This is a genomic window from Bradyrhizobium sp. USDA 4341 (assembly GCF_054063755.1).
Genome location: NZ_JBSSGO010000001.1, coordinates 280,962 through 298,867 on the forward strand (window position 1 = coordinate 280,962; position 17,906 = coordinate 298,867).

Sequence of the window (17,906 nt, forward strand, 5' to 3'; positions counted from 1 at the left end):
ATCGGGATGTCGTTTCGGTCGTTTACGGATGACTACAAGCGGCAAGCGGTCGATCTCGTAGCATCGAGTGGGCGCTCGGTCGGATCGGTGGCGAAGCCGCTTGGGCTGCGCGATTCCGTGCTGCGGTGGTGGGTGGAGCAGCGAGGGGCACGGCTGGAGCCGAGCGGCGACGCGGCGCCCTACAACGCAGGCGACGCTGCCGTCGGTGGACCACGCGGCAGAGAAACGCGCGCGTTTGCAGCGATAGAACGAGCGGCTGCGCATGGACTGCGGCTGGGAGGGTAGCGGCCGTTTGATTATTGGAGGCTTAACCCCCGTTAAAAAACGTGGTCCATTGGCTATGCCAATCGTCATCTTCCCAATCGGGATCGCCGCCAGGGCGACGTCACCACTCTCAAGTTCGCATGTGCGAATGAGCAGGGCAGCAAAGTCGCTTGCTTCGTGGGCGAGGCGGCCGCGGCAAGGAGCACCGCAAATTTGCCGCGGCCGGAGCCGCGCTGCAAGGTTGTTGCCGGCCACCGTCCCGCAGAGGGGCTCGGCCACCTGGCGAAGCAGGCAATCACCCAATGGGATGGCCGTAACCATCCGGTGAGGCTTCACCGGTCTTCACCGGACGGATACCGCGCCAAGCACTGCTTCGCGTTTAGGGCGATGTGTACTGCAACGCGAAGACCCATCTTAATTTCAACGCAACGGTGACCTGAGCAGATTCAACCAATGCATCTGGATCGAGCCAAGAGTCAGCCAGTAGCGATAGAACTGCACTATCGTATCATCGACCGCGATCGATCCCCTCACTGGTGGACCGCTCTGCCGGAGCATGCTTCTTTGTCCTGTAAGCATTGAAATCGTTGACTATTGCTGACTTCCCGGCCACTTTAGTACCTACGTGCTATACGTTGGGGTACCAGATTCAAAGAGCTGCAATCATCGGCTAGCGTTTGCTGTCTGCTTTCGTATTCCGAAGGATAACGTGGTGCCACGACCTGCGCCGCTAATGTCCGACGAAGCCATCTTTGATCAGCCTCCCGGCGAGCCTTGAACTGATCCAGGCATTTCTTTGAGCAAAGGGCTGTTCGCCAACAATAATGGCGGATTAGGCCAAAATTTCCGCGGCACATGGCGCAGCACTTAGTCGAGTTGCTGCGGGACGGATGGGAGTTGTTGAACATTCTCGCCTCCTGTCGGCGTTGGTGATGAGACCTGCCTCTTGCATTGCCGGCCGCCAACGCGCAGCGCCCAGGCGAACGGCGTCTGTCTACATTCTCGCGACATGCTTGGGTACTAGGCGCAATCGAATATGCGCCTCCTTGGCGATCCAGAGCGCTACATCAGAGCGCGTCGTCAAGATTCTTCCACGATAATGGATTGTTGATCTCTTTATATGCGTTGATCGGACTATGCCGGTCAAATCCTGCGTTCTGGCGCCGCCCCCTGAAGAATTTCAATCTTCGAGGCGCCTCCGACTATTCTATTGCCGCTTCGCTGAGCTGTCAGATGTAACGGCGCTCGTTGCGCGACACAGCACAGGGCACTATGGATGGGTAACGCGGATCCGATCCCAAGTTTGGGCTGCTCCACCCTCGTACACAATCCCAAGGCCTTCCATGATTCGTCACATCGTCTTCTACATCTGCAAGGAGACAGGTCCGACATCGGCAAGATCGTCGAAGGCCTTTCGATACTCACCACCATTCCGCATGCGCGCCGGTTGGAAGTCGCACGCAACCGGAAGGCGGACCAGTTCGGGAACGACATAGACGTAATCGTCTACGGAGAGTTCGATAACGAGACCGAACTCGCCGCTTATAAGGCCCATGATCTATGCGAGAAATCGATCAAGCGGGTACGACCACTCCGGAAGCTGCGGTTCGCAGCCGACTACAACGTATAGGCGGATCCGGTTTCACCTTGACGGCAGCAATAGGCCGCACCGATTCGAACTCACGGGTTCGTAGAGCGGCTGCAAATTGTCAATACTCCCCAATTGAAGGGCCGATTGACAATTTCCGTGCCGCAGAGCCAATCCGCGCAGCAGGCAGGCAGTCGCGGGATCACGGCAACGCGGATGGGGCGGATACATCATCCTCAAAATGATTGATTGAGCTATAGGGATGCGGGCCGGTGAGGCTCCACCGGAGGCTTACGGATGGCCTAAAGAATCGTTGACGGTCTTAAACAGATGGAGGTCGGCGACGCGCTTGCCGGTGGCGTTGCCGACGTCCAGCGCCTCCGTTAGGCGCTCCTGGTAGCGCGCGGGGTTGGCCAGAGTGCCGCGGTCATCGAGAAAGTTGAAAGGGGAAAATCCGCGGCGTGCCAATGTGTGCAAGGCTCAGCGTCAGCCGAATACGCGTGTGCCACATTCCCCGTGCAGAAAGTTGTCGTCAGGGGTTTGATCAGCAGGTCTTCGATACAGCAACTACTTTTTCTCCACTCTACGCCGGCCTCCTACGACAACTGAATACTTGTTGAACTAACCTGCTTCGTGCCTTCTCTACTCATCCCCCGTCGCCGTCCTGCCTTACCGGATGATTTCCGCGACGCGCCAATGCTGCGAAAGCCAGAATCATAAGGCACGCCGCAGAGAGAGGTTGACAATTTCCGCCGGGAGCAAAGCGAAAGAATGCTCGCTCTGGAACTGACAACGGTACAACATATTCTTTGTTCATAACGAACAGATCTGGTGCCGGGAAGACACACCCTACTGAGCCGGAGCGCTTTTCGTAAAATTTGTGCTGTCTTTGCACGACCAATGCTGCCGAATCTGCGTAACCCTCTTGCAGTCAGAGAAAGCTGTCGGTCGCGGGTAAATCTGTGCGAAGCGAGTGCTGATTGGGACTTCAAAAATAAGCTGCCGCTTCATTTAGCATTTTGTCAGGGCGGCGAGGAGGTTTCCAGCATGCGGTGAAACGCATGTGGCGTTTCGAGGCCGATCAGCAAGAATCAAGGCCTGGTGGATCATAGGTGCGCTTCGCCGCCGAGCGTTTGGTGAGGCGTCAAAGAATATCGGACTGACTGCGAGGACGCAGGTCGCGTTCGCGTCTTGGGGAAAATACAGGTGGAGCAATACCGGTTCGGCTCGAACGTCAATTCGTTATGCCAACCGCCTCGCACTCTCCGCGGCAGCGGGGTCGGAAGTGCGAGAGAGCGATGGTAGGCGATGGTTCTGTTACATTAGCCGACGATGTCAGGGTTTATGTCGTGGGCGACATCCACGGTCGTTCGGATTTGCTCGATAGGATTGCCGATCTCATCAGACAGGATCTTGCCGAGCGCCCTGTCGCCGAAGCGCTCACGGTGACGTTAGGCGATTACGTGGACCGGGGTCCGGATTCGCGGGGCGTCCTCGAGCGGCTTGCGCGAAACGTGTTTCCCACCCCGTACATCCCGCTCAAAGGCAATCATGAGGAAATGCTGCAGCTGTTCCTGATGGACCCGGAGATCGGTGCCGACTGGAGACGCTGGGGTGGGCTGGAGACGATTCAGTCCTATGGCGTAGCAGTCGGCACGCTCATGGTCGGAAAGGGAATCGAGCGGGTGTCTTACGCCTTTCGTGCCGCATTCCCCGATGAGCATAGTGCGTTTCTCGCATCATTGAAGCTTTCGATCTCGGTCGGCAGATATTTTCTATGCCACGCTGGCGTGCGGCCGGGCATCCCACTCGAATGGCAGCGACCTACCGATTTGCTCTGGATCCGCGACGAGTTCCTCAACAGCAACGCGGACTTTGGTAAGATTGTCATTCACGGGCACAATCCTGTCACTCAGCCCGAGATACGTGCCAACCGAATTAACATAGATACGGGTGCTTTTGCGAGCGGTCGCTTGAGCTGCCTTGTGTTGGAGCGTGACGCTCGGAGGTGCCTGCAGGCGAGCTAGGTAGGAGCGATAGGGCCGGGCTCTCTAGGTAACAGGCGATGGTCGAGATAAACGGTCAGATTCAATGCCGTGACGTCTGACGCAAGGCGACCAAGTCGAGACCGCCCAGGGCTCGGCTTGGTGCCGGGTTAGGACTGGTGAGTCCTTGGACCGGCGTATGCTTGGCACTGTCGATCCGGCGGCCGAAATCGGCTCTGCGAAAGTCGGATCACCGAGCATGGTGTGACCCCCTTCTCGGCCACGCGAGGACCGTTTGGCATTTCGATTCTTAGTGAATTGATCCAGAGCCCAGATCCGAACGCGCCAAATAGAACTCATACGCTGCGCGATCCCAGCGCGCGCCGCACCATATGCCGCAAAAATGGACTTTACCCGGGGTGTGGTGGCTCCCTGTTCATGGCAGTCGATATGAACTCTTGCGCGCGAACGGTCAGAAATAATCGGCGCCCGCCGAGACCAGAGATCAAAAAGGTCTCGCAGCGAAGCCGCCTTCCGAACCTCGCTCAGAAATTCTTCTCTCCAGCAAGATCGATGATGTTCACATGCAAACCGAAGGCGTCGCTCGGCCACTTTCGGCGCATGAGAAGGTACTATTAGGGAACGTTGACAGGCGGCATAGGAGCGGTCGGGAGCACCCCGTGCGGCTGACGATGAACAGACGAGACGGCGGCGATTGCAATCGCCAACGCGATGACTCCGCGCATGATGATGCTCTGCTTGGAATGCACGCTCAATGGAGATCGCGAGGCGTTCGTATACAACGGATCACAAGCCCTTTCGGCGCGTTCATTGCCCGCCCCACGCCATGCGCCCTGCGCGAGGAGGTGAAGGACGGCCCTTCGGGGTCGGCAATCAGATGCTGGTCTAATCACCGGGGCGATGCTTCGGTTTCGTGGGGGGACACATTTTTCGACCCATCAATCAGTCGTGCTGTTTCGCGGCAACGCGCACAGGATCCGTATCGAGGAATTGCGTCGGCTGGTCAAAGGAGCGTCTAGATCCGAGAGCCTCTCTTTGGGTACGTTCAAGCGGTGACATTTCAGGGCGTTCAGACAGCATTGTGCGGGGTCCGTGTTGTCGGTGGTGCTCTGAATGCGCATGTGCTCCCAGTGCACATGACTACTTTCGCCTGTCCGGGGATTGCGCCGCTCGGGCGTAACCCAGACGCTGGTGCGCTTCGACGTCCAAGGCTTGATTCGCATGATGAGCGGCGTGTTGCAGATCGATCAACGCCAATCCCTCCAAGAAAATGGATACAGCTCCAACAAGCTGGTTTCAAGCGCTTATGCCTCGTTCAGTCGGCAATCTCGGTGGAAGAGGCAATGAACTGCCAAGCCGAGGTGACACGTTGAGGTAGGCAACAAGTTTGTCCGTCCGCTGCGTACTGTGTTCGTCGGAGCGCAACCCCCCGAATCAAGGTATCTCATTACGGATCATGGCAGACAGTAACAGCAGCCGCCCTGAGGTATCGGAGACAGCCGAACAGCGCGAATTGAGGCGCTGCAAGCAGGAAATTGTCCGCCTCAAAGCTCTGGTTGTACTGCTCTCCGAAATCGCCTTACGCAACACAATCGAACGGGTTAAGCGTGGGCGGAGTGCGCTGGGCAAGAGCGCCGAGCCGTAACGAGGGGAAAATGAAACCATCTCCTTGTCTCTGTGTTATGGCCAGACAAGACGGTAGCGCTCTCTATGGAGTGAGGGCCCTCGGGGCGGCGAATCCGTCTCTCGTATCTCTGGGCCCAATGGTCTCGCGCCAATCGCAACGCTGATTGGCACTTCTTCGCCGACGCCCGTATCTCTCATGCGGTCAACTGTGAAAAATTGGACGTCACCCGCGAACTATCAAAGGCAAGTCACAAACCTTAAAAAAGCCCCCAAGCTCCTTGTCTAGCCTGCGCGGCCTCGCGCGCCAATTTTGAAAGTCAGAGCAGCAATGTTACCCTGAGGCAAGATCGCGCTCTTTGTCGACGGCGCCAACCGCCACGCAACCGCCAAGGCGCTCAGCCCCGAGCACAGATGGACCGCGGTTTCCACCATGACGAACCAGCCGCCAATGGTCGCGGACGACCTTCGGCGGCAAGTGGACGAGTTTATCGGCCTGGCAAAGTTGAAGCTGAAGCTTGGTCGCGTCAATCGGAACGTCCTAGCCTCGCGTCAGGCCGCGATTCGGCCGGTGCAGATTACGAATGAAGATAAGTTGTTCATGCTGATCGCGAGTCTTCAATCACCGTCGTCGGGCTGACGATATGTCGGACGGTCGCGTGGTCCATGGAACGATAGCCGCGGTTGACGTACAGATGCAAACCAGTATTGCAAATGACCTTGTCAGCTGGCTATCGCCCGGCTCGAGTGACGTCTCGGGAGGCCGCTTCTCAGAGTGAGAATCGTTGATGCGATCTCGGTGGCTGGGACCGGGCGGCTGAATAGGAATCCCTGCACTTCGTCGCAGCCTTCCGCCTTCATCTGGTTCAACTGCTCCATCGTCTCAACCCCCTCTGCCGTCGTCGTCATACCGAGGCTTTTTGCCAGGCTTGTAATGGCTCTTACGATTATTTTCGATCCAGGTGTCGCCGCTGTGTCACGGACGAATGTCTGGTCAATCTTGAGCTTGTCAAAGGGAAAGCTGCGCAGATAGCTCAACGACGAATAGCCGGTCCCAAAATCGTCTAAAGCGATGCGCAACCCTTGCGCCTTCAGCTTGTGCAGTGTTGCAATCGTCTCGACGCTGTTCGAAAGCAGAACAGTTTCGGTGATCTCGAGTTCAAGTCGGCGGGGAGACAGCCGTGATGCAGCTAGTGCGCCTGCGATGCGCGTAGCAAAGTTCGGGTCACGAAATTGAACTCCGGACACATTGACAGCCACTTTGATCTCGTCCGGCCACATGACCGCCTGCTCGCAGACGCGATTCAAGACCCATGCACCGAGTTGCGTAATGAGACCAATGTCTTCTGCGATGGGAATGAATTGGTCGGGGGGCACCAGCCCCCGTTCCGGATGACGCCAGCGCAACAATGCTTCGAAGCCGCTGATCCGGTCCTTCCGCAAGTCATAAATCGGTTGATAGAACAGAGTGAACTCGTCCTTGTCCATGGCCTCGCGCAGATCGAGTTCGAGTGCCCGGCGGCTCTGCAGACTTGCGTCCATCGCCGGCTCAAAAAACCGCCATGTTCCCCTGCCGTCTGTCTTGGATCGGTACAACGCCATATCGGCGTTTTTCAGCAGCTTTTCGCTTGTTGTGCCGTCACTTGGCGCGAGCGAAATTCCGACGCTGCAGCCGACCATAAGACGATGCCCGTTTAGTTCATAAGGAGCTCCAATGCATTCGACGACGCGGCGTGCGAGACATTCCGCGTCTTCAGCGTTGCTGATATCAGATTGTATGATCGCAAACTCGTCGCCGCCCAAACGGGCAACGGTATCGACTTCGCGGACGCACGCGCTCAATCGCTCGGCGACCGCACAGAGCAGCCTATCACCGATCGGGTGGCCCAAGGTGTCGTTGATCTGTTTGAAATTATCCAAATCCAGGCAGAACACCGCAAAGCCAGAGCCCCGGCCGGCTTCCGCAACGGCCTGTTCAATGCGCTCGGTGAACAATGAGCGATTTGGCAGTCGGGTCAAAGCATCATGGCGCGCCATGAAGATAATTTGGGATTGCGCTCTCTGTTGTTCCGTCACGTCTTCGCAACTGCTGAGCCAGCCGCCATCCGACGTGGAACGATGCGCGATCGAGATGACGCGTCCGTCGCTGAGGCGCTGGAGATAGTTGCCGGTGTCGTGGCGAGCCAAAAATGTTACCCACTCCCCCAGCAGATCGGCCACCGTCTGGCCACCATGATTTCCAGCCGCAACGCTCAGACCGAGCACGTCCTCGAAAGTGATGCCCTGGAATACGAGCTCGAGCGAAAGACCATAGATCTCGCAGAAGCGCCGGTTCACGACTTGCAGCCGTGCATCACGGTCGTAGAGGCAGAGCCCCTGAGACATGTGCGTCAGCGCCGCGTCCAGTCTCAGGTTTGTCGCTTCCAACTCGGCTTCCTGCTGCTTCAAGCCGGTGATATCGCTATAGACGAGGATGACGCCCCCCTCCTGAGTCGGACTGCGGCTGACGCGCAACCAGCGTCCATCGGGGAGGCGGGTTTCGCTCGGCGCCGCTTCGGCGTCGTCAACGGCCTCTTGGCGAGTGATTGCCGCTGCGGTTGACCCGTGGCACGGCTCCCGCTCGATTTGCGCAACACTCGAATCAACGAGCCGCGAGGAGCAGCGGATGAATTCGCTCGCTCGGGAATTGGCCAATGCGATCTGTCCGTTCGCGTCCAACAGCACGACACCTTCTTGAGAGTTTTCGAGCGCGTCGGAAAGCCGCGCCTGCGCGGACCGTCGTTGCGCCACCTCTCGGTCAACCATCTCCCTGATGTTGTCCCGCATCTTCCTCATGGCCGCGAGCAGCGAACCCAACTCATCACTGCCGCCTGTGGGAATGTCCGTGTTCAAGTCGCCATCGGCAATGCTCCTCGCCGCCTTGGACGCAACGGCTACAGGCCCGATGATTCGGCGCGCCAATAGCCATGAAAAGAGCCCGGACAGAAGCAGCGCAATGGTCAGCCCTGCTATATTAAGTTGCAGATCCCGTTTGATCGTAGCAAGCGCTCGCTGACGGAATAGAAAGCCATCTTCCGCCGTATAGTTCACCAGCAGTTCAATCTGCTGATTTACGGCGTCGGAAAGTTTGTCGACATCGTCGATGTCCCGAGTGCCAGTTTCATCGTCCCGACCGTCATCAGCAGAGGCTTGAAGCGGGCGGCGATGAAGCGCGAGCCAGGCGTTTGCTGCCTCTTTGACCTTGGCGGCGGCCTGCGCAGCTTGCGCCGATTGCGACCGTTCAGCCGCTATGGTCACATCCTCCGCAAGTGTCTTCGCCAGCTTGCCGAGTTGATCATCATCGCGGACACGGGCCGCCGGGTCTCTTGTGACGCGTAGTCGTGAAGACGCTACGCGCATCGCAGCAAAATCGGCACCGGCTGCGCGCGCGTAGTTAATCGACATCAGAGACTGATCGAAGGTTCGGGTAACGAGGTCCCCTGCGTGCCGGATACCAAGGACTGAATACCCTCCAAGGCTCGCTGCAATCGCGGTCATTGCGAGACAAAATAACAAGATCGCGATTCGGATCGAGCCTCGAGGCGGGACAAGGCGCCCAAACCAAGTGGCCACGGACCGAATGGCCGCCGGGGCGACTTTCGATTGACGGGCAAACCTGCAGACGAAAAGAGTCATCCAAAGTCTTTCGCTAAGACATAAGAACTTCGGAGTAGCTGCATCGAGACGGTTCCGTTCACTCCTCGCCGCACTGCTTCTCAAGTGCCACGAAGTTCGGCCGGCCGCAGCTTGCCCCGACTGGGCTCGTTCTTGCATGTGGGGCGGGAAAGCGGAGAGCAGCAGAGGCGGTGTCTGGCTATTTCAAAGAGCCGCTGATCGTAGCAAATTTCGCGCTGAGCTTAACGCCGAGCCCATTCACGGCCGCGATGATCGCCACTGAAATACCTGCCGCTATCAGCCCATATTCTATGGCCGTCGCTCCAGACTCATCGCGTAGAAAGCGTACTAGCGTTTTCATCGTGCGTGCCCTTCCAAGGTTGGCGTTCAGGAGTTTGCGGGCAATTTGTTAAAATCGGCAGAATCTGATTCGAGATTGCGTCCGTTGTGAGCGCGAACATTTTGTACGAAACGCACCAATATACGCGCGCTCTGCAAGAATCACGGTGAACGTCTCAATGGACAGAGACGTCGCCGCAATGGTTTGGCCTCAGAAATGGTGCAGCTGGTCGTAGTTGCCCGTGGCAAGGCACTCCTCCATCGGCTGAACGCTCTTGCGATCGCCAGGACCGATCAATCCCGCAACATACAGAGGGCACATCCGCCGTCGGTTTTATGACCCAACCGATCCAGGAACGGCTTCAGCCAGCGTTCGAGTTCGTCTTCCCATTCCGCCATGGTCAGCCCTCCAAGAGCCGACCACCCATGAGTCATTGAAATATTGATTCGGGAATCCTATAAAGCACGGCAAAACCGACATTCTGCCAATGTAGTGGCTTCTGGAATGGGCCTTTGTTCGTCAAGTCCCTCTGAACAAATCTCATCGCCAGGATCATGCTACTGTCCGTGGTCAGCACAAAGACCGCCACATCATGCCATCAGATCCAGAGCCGGCAGGTCAATCTAGGACGCGTGATCTGCCGCAGCATTCACAGCACTACTCCCGACCTTGCCAAGCCCTCGTCCCGGCGACGGGACCTCTGTAGAAGCGATGCCGTTTTCGACCGCTCCCCAAACTTGCTCTACCTCCTATGCGGTCGCCGCGGGCTGACTCCAGCGGAACTCGGTCGCGTCCACCCACATGCGATGCAACACAACGCCCAACTTGCGAGCAAGGGCCACTTTGGCGCGCTTCATGCCCCGCCGTCGCGCAACCTTGAGTGCCCAGCGCTTCAGGCTCGAGAAGCGTGTCGCACGCGTCAGCATGATATGCGCCGCTTCAAAGAGCGCGGTCCGCACCATGGCGTCGCCGACCTTGCTGACGCCTCCGTCTCGGTCGGTCTCACCCGACCTGGCTAGGCTCGCGAAGGCCGGCCCATTACGGCATCTAGTAAAGCGGCGCCAGCACAGGGGAACGAGGAGTCCGCAGCACTCGCCCATCATTGAAGCGGGAGACGAGATACGGCCATTGTAGACGATGCATTTAAGAGATGCATTTAAGAAAGGAGTCCAATGGTGGACCGATTGTCGATCGCAGCGGCGGCCGTCTCCCTGTTCGGCGGATTTGGCGCTACGCGCTACCGCGCTTCCGACTTAGTCCCACTACGGCCCGTCGCGCGGCTGACGCTCGGGGGAATGCCGGCGTCTCCACATCAGATCGCAAGCCCGCGCGCCAGAGTCGGCGGCACGGTTGCGGCGCACATCAAGAGCGGCGCCCTCCCGTCGAAGTAAACGTGCCTGGATCTCACGCCGCGCAGCGGCTTGCGTGGTCGAAGCGCGCTTGAGGTTGTCGCCGAGTCCTGTCGACTTGGCGGTACTGGTTGTGTGAAGGCCGTGCGCTCCACCACTGGAGCCGTTTAAATTTGCTGGGCGATTCGCGGGGCTGAGACAGATCAGAGCCTCGTCAATCCCCAGCCGGGGCTTCAACCGGCACGGCAAAGCCCGCCTTTACACGATCCATTATGACCATTGTCTTGAAGGCCTTGATATTCCTGTTCTCACAGAAGAAGTGACGGGTGAACTCCTCATATTCTTCCATCGTACGAGCGGTGACGTATAGGACAAAATCAGCATCGCCGGTGACGTAGAATCCACTAACGACGTCGGCTGACGATTTAATGGCCTTCTTAAACCGATCAATTACATACGCATTTTCCTTTTCCAAGGTCACTAACGTGAGCACTTGAATAGGCCTTCCGACCGCCTTAGGCGAAACGATCGAGACATCGGCCTCGATGAGGCCTTGCGACCGGAGCCTCTTCAGTCGTCGTTGACAGGCAGTAGCGGAAAGTCCGGCCATTTCACCAATTTGCTCGGAAGTTAGCCGGTTGTTCTTTTGCACAATCTCGAGGATGCGGGCGTCTATTCGGTCGTATCGCATTGGTTCCCCACCCCTTGAGGTGACTTTCGCCGCAAAATGCTCGTGTGATGCAGAGACTACAAGTGTATGACCGCGATCAGCGCGCCTAGCGACCCTCGCGCCAGCCCCGCCTCGTGATCCGCTCGCCCATACCTTGGCGCGACCGGTTCATGCGCTCTTATTCTGCCCGCGATCAGATTACCTCTGCCATCTTGGTTGGAAGTAACAGTTGGCGCGAGCGTGGGGGCGGCGGATCCCGAGTAACTGATTGGTTGCTTTATGAATAGGCACCGCGGAGAATAAATGCACTTTCCCGAATATCGAGGGGCGCGCGAGACGAAAATGTTCGGCGCCGGCCCTACGAAGGCGATTGGCCGAGGATGCCAACCAGCTCAGTAGGGCGTCCGTGCCGGTGTAGTTACATCTTGCTGCCGTCTTCTAGTTTTGGAGATTTTCATTCTTATGCTGCCGTAATCGACACGTTAGATCTTTCATTCACGGCGGCCGACGGTCGCACTGCAATTGATTGCTGCTGCAATTAAGGGCGGGCGCTTAGCTATCATTCGTCCGGCAAAACGATTTGCCAAGTGATGGGCGGCGTTCATGTTCGCTCAGAGTGCAGCCCGACCCGGCGTCCTGGTGAGCAGCCCGGATGACCGCTTTAGGCTGTTGCGCGTTGGTGTGATCAGAGCGCGATCGTGCGAAAACACTCTCGCCAGACGAAGCAACAAGAGGGCGCCTCGATCGGTTGCTAACGCATTCGCTTGCTCGATTCGAATCAGCGCTCGCATCGGCTCGCCAATCCGAAGCGCTTTGGCAGCGCGGGGAGGCGGTCTGCCCTCGTCCGCGCAATCAAATGCAATGGAGGGACGCGATAGTTGGCCCTGTCTGCGGGCCGCCGATCCAGGTCGCCCGGGCGCAATGGTCAGTTTGACACTGTCGATCTGGCGCCGAACCTCGGTTGCAGCGCAACTGGCCCGTCGCAACAATTGAGCCGACAGGTCCCGCAATCGGGACAGGTCAGCGCTAGCGTGGAGGGGTTCTGAATCAGTTCAATCTGAATGGGCTGCATGCTCGTGCCGCTCCGTCAGTGCCGATCATTTAAGCCGGCCGACGTAGTCGATCTCGCCACCACGGGGATGCCATGAGCAGCGACAAACGTTTGCTTGTGTCCTGTCAAGCGGCCGATCGACCACCACTGTGAGCCAGACGGCGCTCTCAAATCCTGCATGTGACGATCGTCTTCCGGTGCATTTCAACGCCAGTTATCGAATACCGCCGCAGTCAAGCGACGAAAAGAAACAGGTGAGGCGAACCCGGCGTGCGGCAAATGCAAGGGTTGCGCGTGATCCCGGCGAGCAAATTGTCGCCACGTCCCTTCTCCGACATCGTGGTCTTGCCGAACGGCGCCGCGCCGGTACGCGCTGGCAGGCAGTGGCGGACGAGTCCTCATTCCAATCTTGCGCCAGATCGATAGCGCGGCTGCTGCGCAACGTCGGCCCGTGAGGGCCCGAGCGGAACCGGCACGCCATCGAGGCTCCTTGCCCGGGTGCATCTCGGGCGCTGCATGACGTTGCCGACAACACGGCGTGCTAGGGGCTATGTTGTCGTGCCGCACGGACGCCGGCACTCCATGCATATGGAAGTGCCTCGCCATTCAGCTCATGTGCGCCGATTGCGCGGAGCTTGAAGATCAGGGGATTGTGGGAAGCGATAGTCCGTGCGTTGCGCCAGTGCCGGTCGATCGCGAGTTTCTCCGAGCTGAGAGAGGCGCCGCCTACCTCGAAAAGCGCTGTCACGGCATCGAGAACTAGCTTGATGACGACCACCTGAGCCTGAGCCGCTGCAAGCTCGGAAGCATCGAGTTGCTGAGGGTCTTGGTGGCGACCGTCGAGGGTCCGCGCGAGCTCGTCGACCGCAGCGAGGACAGTCGCCCGCGCGCCGAATGCCGCGCTGAAAAGCTGCCCGATGACCTGCTGTACGAGGGGATCATTCCGCGGCAGGTCGGCGACAGCATGGGTAAAAGTGCGGGTTCGTGCCTTGATCCATTCGGTCGTATCGGTGGCGGCACGTTTCGCGATTCCGGCAAGGGTCGCGAGCAGGATCAATTGAACGTGGGCGGTTCCGAAGACGCGGCCTTCCGTTCCATATCCGGGGCCGAGAATGCGGTCCGGAGCGACCGCTACATCCTTGAATTTGGCCGTGCCGCTGGCTGTTAGTTTTTGGCCGAAGCCATCCCAGTCGTCCTGAACATCGACGCCAGGCTGGTTGCTGTCGACAAGAACCGTAACGCGTCGGCCGTCTTGATCGGCCGCGACAACCAAGTGATCGGCATAAAGGGTGCCAGTCGTGTAATATTTTGTACCATTGAGCCGAAGCTCGGTTCCCTGCGACGCCACGACGGTCTGGTAGCGATCGACAGCGCCCACGCCTGGTTCGGTCACTGCGACGCCGATCACCGCGCCGTTTGCGATGGCGCCGAGCCACCGCGCCTTGACCGCCTCATCGTTGTTCAATCGCAAGTCCTCGACAAAGTTGAGGTGGGCCCTCAGAGCCTGCGGCAGGTTGGAATCGGCGGCCGCAAGCTCGATAAGCAGGTCGAACGTCTGACGCAGTGTGGCGCCGAGCCCGCCGAATTCGACCGGTACACGCAAGGCGCCGAAGCCTGCCTCTTTCAATAGCCTGATCTCATCGAATGGCAGCGTGCGGTTTCGCTCGCGCGCCACCGCACCCGCGGCGATCTTCTCGAAGACCGGACCAAATCGCGCTTGCAGCTCGTCATCCCTTTTCGTGGGGTTCGCAACGTGAATGGTCATCGGTCCGCTCGTCTTGAGATCAATCGTGTTGCGTCGAAGAATAGTCTGCTTTCCGCTGAGAGCCAGACTGAATTTGCGTTGGATCGAAGACGAATGTTCGGAGCAGCGTATCGTACGAAGAAAAATCTGCCTGCCATATGTGTCTGAATGTGTGGCCTTGCCACGCACTCTTGGATGAAGGAAGTCGAGATGAAGGTAACGATGATCAATTCGAGAGGAAATATTCTCCGAAGCGACCCGCGATGCAGCGGACCGTATCGCGATGCGAATGCTTCGAGGCGGTTCGTTGTCGTGGCCCAGATCGAGAGCGCTATTGAACTCGGCACGATAAGGACGAACGGGAAGGCGTCGAGAGAGATTTTCTCATCTCGCAATTGGCTGCGGCAAAAAATGCGCATTGAAAAATGCCGATAAACGCAATGGACCATCGATCGTCTGTTGTGGCCAGATATCCTTCGAAGGAAACAAGGGTATCGCAGCGCGCGAGACAACGGAGAGGTGTGAATGGCCCGGCACATTCGGTTCAACGCGTTCGACATGAATTGTGTCGGCCATCAATCTCCCGGTGTCTGGGCGCACCCCCGGGATCGCTCCTACAAGTACAAGGACCTCGACTATTGGCAGGATCTTGGACGAACGCTGGAACGCGGAATTTTCGACGGCATCTTCATCGCCGATGTCATCGGCTATTATGACGTTTACAAGAACTCCCTGTTCCATGCGCTCGAGCAGGCGGCGCAAGTCCCGGTCAACGATCCCCTGCAGCTGGTGGCGCCGATTGCACTCGCAACCGAGCATCTCGGCATCGGCATCACCGCGTCGACGTCATTCGAGCATCCCTACACGTTCGCCCGCAGGCTCTCCACCGCGGATCACCACAGCAAGGGGCGCGTCGGCTGGAACATCGTGACATCGTATCTGGAGAGTGGAGCGAAGAATATCGGCCAGGGCGGATTACGCCGTCATGACAACCGGTATGAAGTGGCGACCGAGTATGTCGAGGTACTCTACAAGCTGCTCGAGGGAAGCTGGGAGGAGGGCGCCGTCTTGCGCGATGCCGGGAAGCGGATCTTCACTGATCCGTCGAAGGTTCACGAGATCGGCCACAAAGGAAAATACTTCGACGTGCCGGGCTATCATCTCTGCGAGCCGTCGCCGCAGCGGACGCCGGTACTCTACCAAGCGGGCGCGTCCGGGCCGGGCAAGGCGTTTGCAGCCCAGCATGCCGAATGCGTCTTCGTCGCCGCGCCGATCAAGCAGGTTCTGAAATCCTACGTAGCCGAGGTGCGGCGGCAGGCGGCCGAAGCCGGCCGCGATCCAAGCATGATCCTGACCTACAATCTGGTCACGGTGATTGTCGACGAAACCGACGCAAAGGCGGTGGCCAAGTTCAAGGAGTACCAGCAATACGCCTCCTATGACGGTGCGCTGGTGTTCATGTCCGGCTGGAGCGGCATCGATTTCGGACAATATGCGCCGACCGATCTAGTCAAGAAGGTCGAGACCAATGCGATCGTGTCCGTGGTCGATCATCTCGCGAGCGGCAGCAAGTCCTGGACCATTGAGGAGCTGGCGCGCTGGGGCGGCATTGGCGGCCTCGGGCCGGTGTTTGTCGGCTCGCCGTCGACAATTGCCGACATCCTGCAGGAATGGGTCGAGGAGACCGACGTCGACGGCTTCAACCTCGCCTATGCGGTGACGCCTGAGACCTTCGAGGACGTGGTCAATCTGCTGGTGCCGGAGCTACAGAAGCGCGGCGTCTATCCGACAGGCTATCGTCCGGGGACGCTGCGCGAGAAGCTGTTCGGCGAGGGGCCATATCTGCCGTCGAGCCATCCTGCCGCGGCCTATCGTGATATCGAGGCGGTCAAGCGGAGCGCCGCCCAGGCGGCCGGTGTGGCCGGGCGACAGCCGGTCGAGGCCTGAGGCGCGAATGTCGGGACCGATCCTGCAACTCCGCGACGTGTCCCTGTCGTTTCAGGGCATCAAGGCGCTCAACGCGCTGAGCTTCGAGGTCGCGCGTGGCGAGATCTGCGCGCTGATCGGTCCGAACGGGGCCGGCAAGAGCTCGCTGCTCAACATCATCAACGGGGTGTATCGGGCCGACAGCGGCAGCGTCACGTTCAATGGCGAGCAGTTCATCCGGATCCGCCCGGCGCATGCGGCGCATCTGGGCGTCGGCCGGACTTTCCAGCATAACGAGCTGTTCCGGCATCTCAGCGTTCTCGACAATGTGCTGGCCGGACTGATCAGGCATTCCCGAACGACGCTCCTCGAGCACGCCTTTGGCGTTGGCCGGGATCGGCGCGAGACCCGCGAGTTCAAGCGCCAGGCGGACGAGATCATCGCGTTCCTAGACCTGACCAGGCATCGCGACACAGTGGTGGCAACGTTTCCCTATGGCGTTCAGAAACGGGTCGATCTCGCGCGCGCTCTGGTCGGCCGCCCGAGCCTGCTGCTGCTCGACGAGCCGATGGCTGGGATGAACCAGGATGAGAAGCACGTGATGAGCCGCCTGATCCTGGAGACCAATGCAAGCCTCGGCACCACCATCGTGCTCATCGAGCACGACATGAGTGTCGTGATGGGGCTCTCGCATCACGTGGTCGTGCTCGACTACGGCCGGAAGGTTGGGGACGGCTCTCCGGAAGAGGTGCGCAAGAATCCGGACGTGATCTCGGCCTATCTGGGCACGGCGCATTGAGGTCGAGATGAGCTTCTTCATCGAAACGCTGGTCGGCGGCCTGCTCGCGGGCGTCATGTACTCGCTGGTCGCAATCGGCTTCGTGCTGGTCTTCAAGGCCTCCGGCGTTTTCAACTTCGCGCAGGGGTCGATGGTATTGTGCGCGGCACTCACTTTTGTGACGCTGCGCGACAAGGGAATTGACTTCTGGCTGGCGGCGCTGATCACGCTGGCGGTGATGGTTCTGATCGCGATCGCCGTCGAGCGCGTCGTGTTGCGGCCGCTGGTCAATCGCCCGCAGATCACCCTGTTCATGGCCACGCTCGGAGTGTCCTTCGTGATAGAGGGCCTCGCGCAGATCGCGATGGGTGCGAGCGTGCACGAGCTCGATCTCGGCATCGTTGATACACCGATCGAGATCGGCGGGGTTCAGGTCAGCCAGTTCGACCTCATCGCAGCAGGCACCGCCGGGATTCTCGTGGTCGCGCTCTCGATCTTCTTCAACAAGACCCGTGTCGGGATCGCGCTGCGAGCGATCGCCGATGATCCGCAGGCTGCACTCTCGATCGGGATCCGGTTGCAAACGCTGTGGCAGATCGTTTGGGGTGTTGCCGGCTTCGTGTCGCTGGTTGCGGGTCTGCTGTGGGGCGCACGCCAGGGCGTGCAGTTCGCGCTGACTCTCGTGGTGCTGAAGGCGCTGCCGGTGCTCATCATCGGTGGATTTACCTCGATCACGGGCGCGATCGTCGGCGGCCTGGTCGTGGGCGCCGGCGACAGCCTGGCGGAAATCTATCTCGGAAGCCTGTTGGGAGGCAGTGTCTCGACCTGGTTTTCCTATGTGTTGGCGGTCGCCTTTCTCCTGATCCGGCCGGCTGGTCTGTTCGGCGAAGCGCCGATCGAAAGGATTTGACGC

Annotated in this window: 11 protein-coding genes and 3 pseudogenes; 7 read left to right on the forward strand and 7 right to left on the reverse strand. The window is 58.9% G+C overall.

The features are described from left to right. Positions 1-6: 6 nt before the first annotated feature. A complete protein-coding gene (locus ACVIGB_RS01310; RefSeq protein ID WP_456717454.1) occupies positions 7-285 on the forward strand; it encodes a transposase in 279 nt (92 codons plus the stop codon). Positions 286-1,607: 1,322 nt separating this feature from the next. After that, positions 1,608-1,894, forward strand: a pseudogene (locus ACVIGB_RS01315) (Dabb family protein). Positions 1,895-2,143: 249 nt separating this feature from the next. On the opposite strand, the gene ACVIGB_RS01320 reads toward ACVIGB_RS01315, so the two are convergent. Beyond that, a complete protein-coding gene (locus ACVIGB_RS01320; protein WP_456717453.1) occupies positions 2,144-2,329 on the reverse strand; it encodes a hypothetical protein in 186 nt (61 codons plus the stop codon). Positions 2,330-3,150: 821 nt separating this feature from the next. On the opposite strand from ACVIGB_RS01320, the gene ACVIGB_RS01325 reads away from it, so the two are divergent. Together ACVIGB_RS01325 and ACVIGB_RS01330 are read left to right on the forward strand one after the other, a co-directional pair. Further along, on the forward strand, positions 3,151-3,879 hold the full coding sequence (locus tag ACVIGB_RS01325; protein ID WP_456717452.1) for a metallophosphoesterase family protein: 729 nt from the start codon (positions 3,151-3,153) through the stop codon (positions 3,877-3,879). Positions 3,880-5,914: 2,035 nt separating this feature from the next. After that, positions 5,915-6,121 carry a hypothetical protein gene (locus ACVIGB_RS01330; protein WP_456717451.1) on the forward strand — a complete coding sequence of 69 codons (207 nt, stop codon included), beginning with the start codon at positions 5,915-5,917 and terminating at the stop codon, positions 6,119-6,121. Positions 6,122-6,204: 83 nt separating this feature from the next. Here ACVIGB_RS01330 and ACVIGB_RS01335 read toward each other — a convergent pair whose 3' ends face one another. The 6 genes and pseudogenes from ACVIGB_RS01335 to ACVIGB_RS01360 all read right to left on the reverse strand — a co-directional run bounded on the left by ACVIGB_RS01335 (position 6,205) and on the right by ACVIGB_RS01360 (position 14,310). Continuing rightward, the gene (locus tag ACVIGB_RS01335; protein WP_456717450.1) at positions 6,205-8,925 is read right to left on the reverse strand and encodes an EAL domain-containing protein; all 2,721 of its coding nucleotides are present in this window, start codon (positions 8,923-8,925) and stop codon (positions 6,205-6,207) included. A 409-nt stretch (positions 8,926-9,334) separates the two neighbouring features. After that, on the reverse strand, positions 9,335-9,496 hold the full coding sequence (locus ACVIGB_RS01340; RefSeq protein ID WP_456717449.1) for a Flp family type IVb pilin: 162 nt from the start codon (positions 9,494-9,496) through the stop codon (positions 9,335-9,337). A gap of 192 nt (positions 9,497-9,688) precedes the next feature. After that, positions 9,689-9,909: pseudogene (locus ACVIGB_RS01345) on the reverse strand (transposase); the annotation flags it as partial. A gap of 315 nt (positions 9,910-10,224) precedes the next feature. Next, a pseudogene (locus ACVIGB_RS01350) lies at positions 10,225-10,533 on the reverse strand (transposase); the annotation flags it as partial. Positions 10,534-11,038: 505 nt separating this feature from the next. Beyond that, on the reverse strand, positions 11,039-11,515 hold the full coding sequence (locus tag ACVIGB_RS01355; protein ID WP_456717448.1) for an Lrp/AsnC family transcriptional regulator: 477 nt from the start codon (positions 11,513-11,515) through the stop codon (positions 11,039-11,041). A gap of 1,571 nt (positions 11,516-13,086) precedes the next feature. Next, complete coding sequence (locus tag ACVIGB_RS01360) at positions 13,087-14,310, reverse strand: acyl-CoA dehydrogenase family protein (RefSeq protein ID WP_456717447.1); 1,224 nt, start codon at positions 14,308-14,310, stop codon at positions 13,087-13,089. Between the two features lie 504 nt (positions 14,311-14,814). Here ACVIGB_RS01360 and ACVIGB_RS01365 point away from each other — a divergent pair. From ACVIGB_RS01365 to ACVIGB_RS01375, 3 genes are read left to right on the forward strand one after another with little or no spacing between them, the layout of a single operon-like run. Continuing rightward, the gene (locus tag ACVIGB_RS01365; protein ID WP_456717446.1) at positions 14,815-16,236 is read left to right on the forward strand and encodes an LLM class flavin-dependent oxidoreductase; all 1,422 of its coding nucleotides are present in this window, start codon (positions 14,815-14,817) and stop codon (positions 16,234-16,236) included. A 7-nt stretch (positions 16,237-16,243) separates the two neighbouring features. Beyond that, the gene (locus tag ACVIGB_RS01370; protein ID WP_456717445.1) at positions 16,244-17,014 is read left to right on the forward strand and encodes an ABC transporter ATP-binding protein; all 771 of its coding nucleotides are present in this window, start codon (positions 16,244-16,246) and stop codon (positions 17,012-17,014) included. Between the two features lie 7 nt (positions 17,015-17,021). Continuing rightward, positions 17,022-17,903, forward strand: coding sequence for a branched-chain amino acid ABC transporter permease (locus ACVIGB_RS01375; RefSeq protein WP_456717444.1), 882 nt, complete (start codon positions 17,022-17,024; stop codon positions 17,901-17,903). Positions 17,904-17,906: the final 3 nt, after the last annotated feature.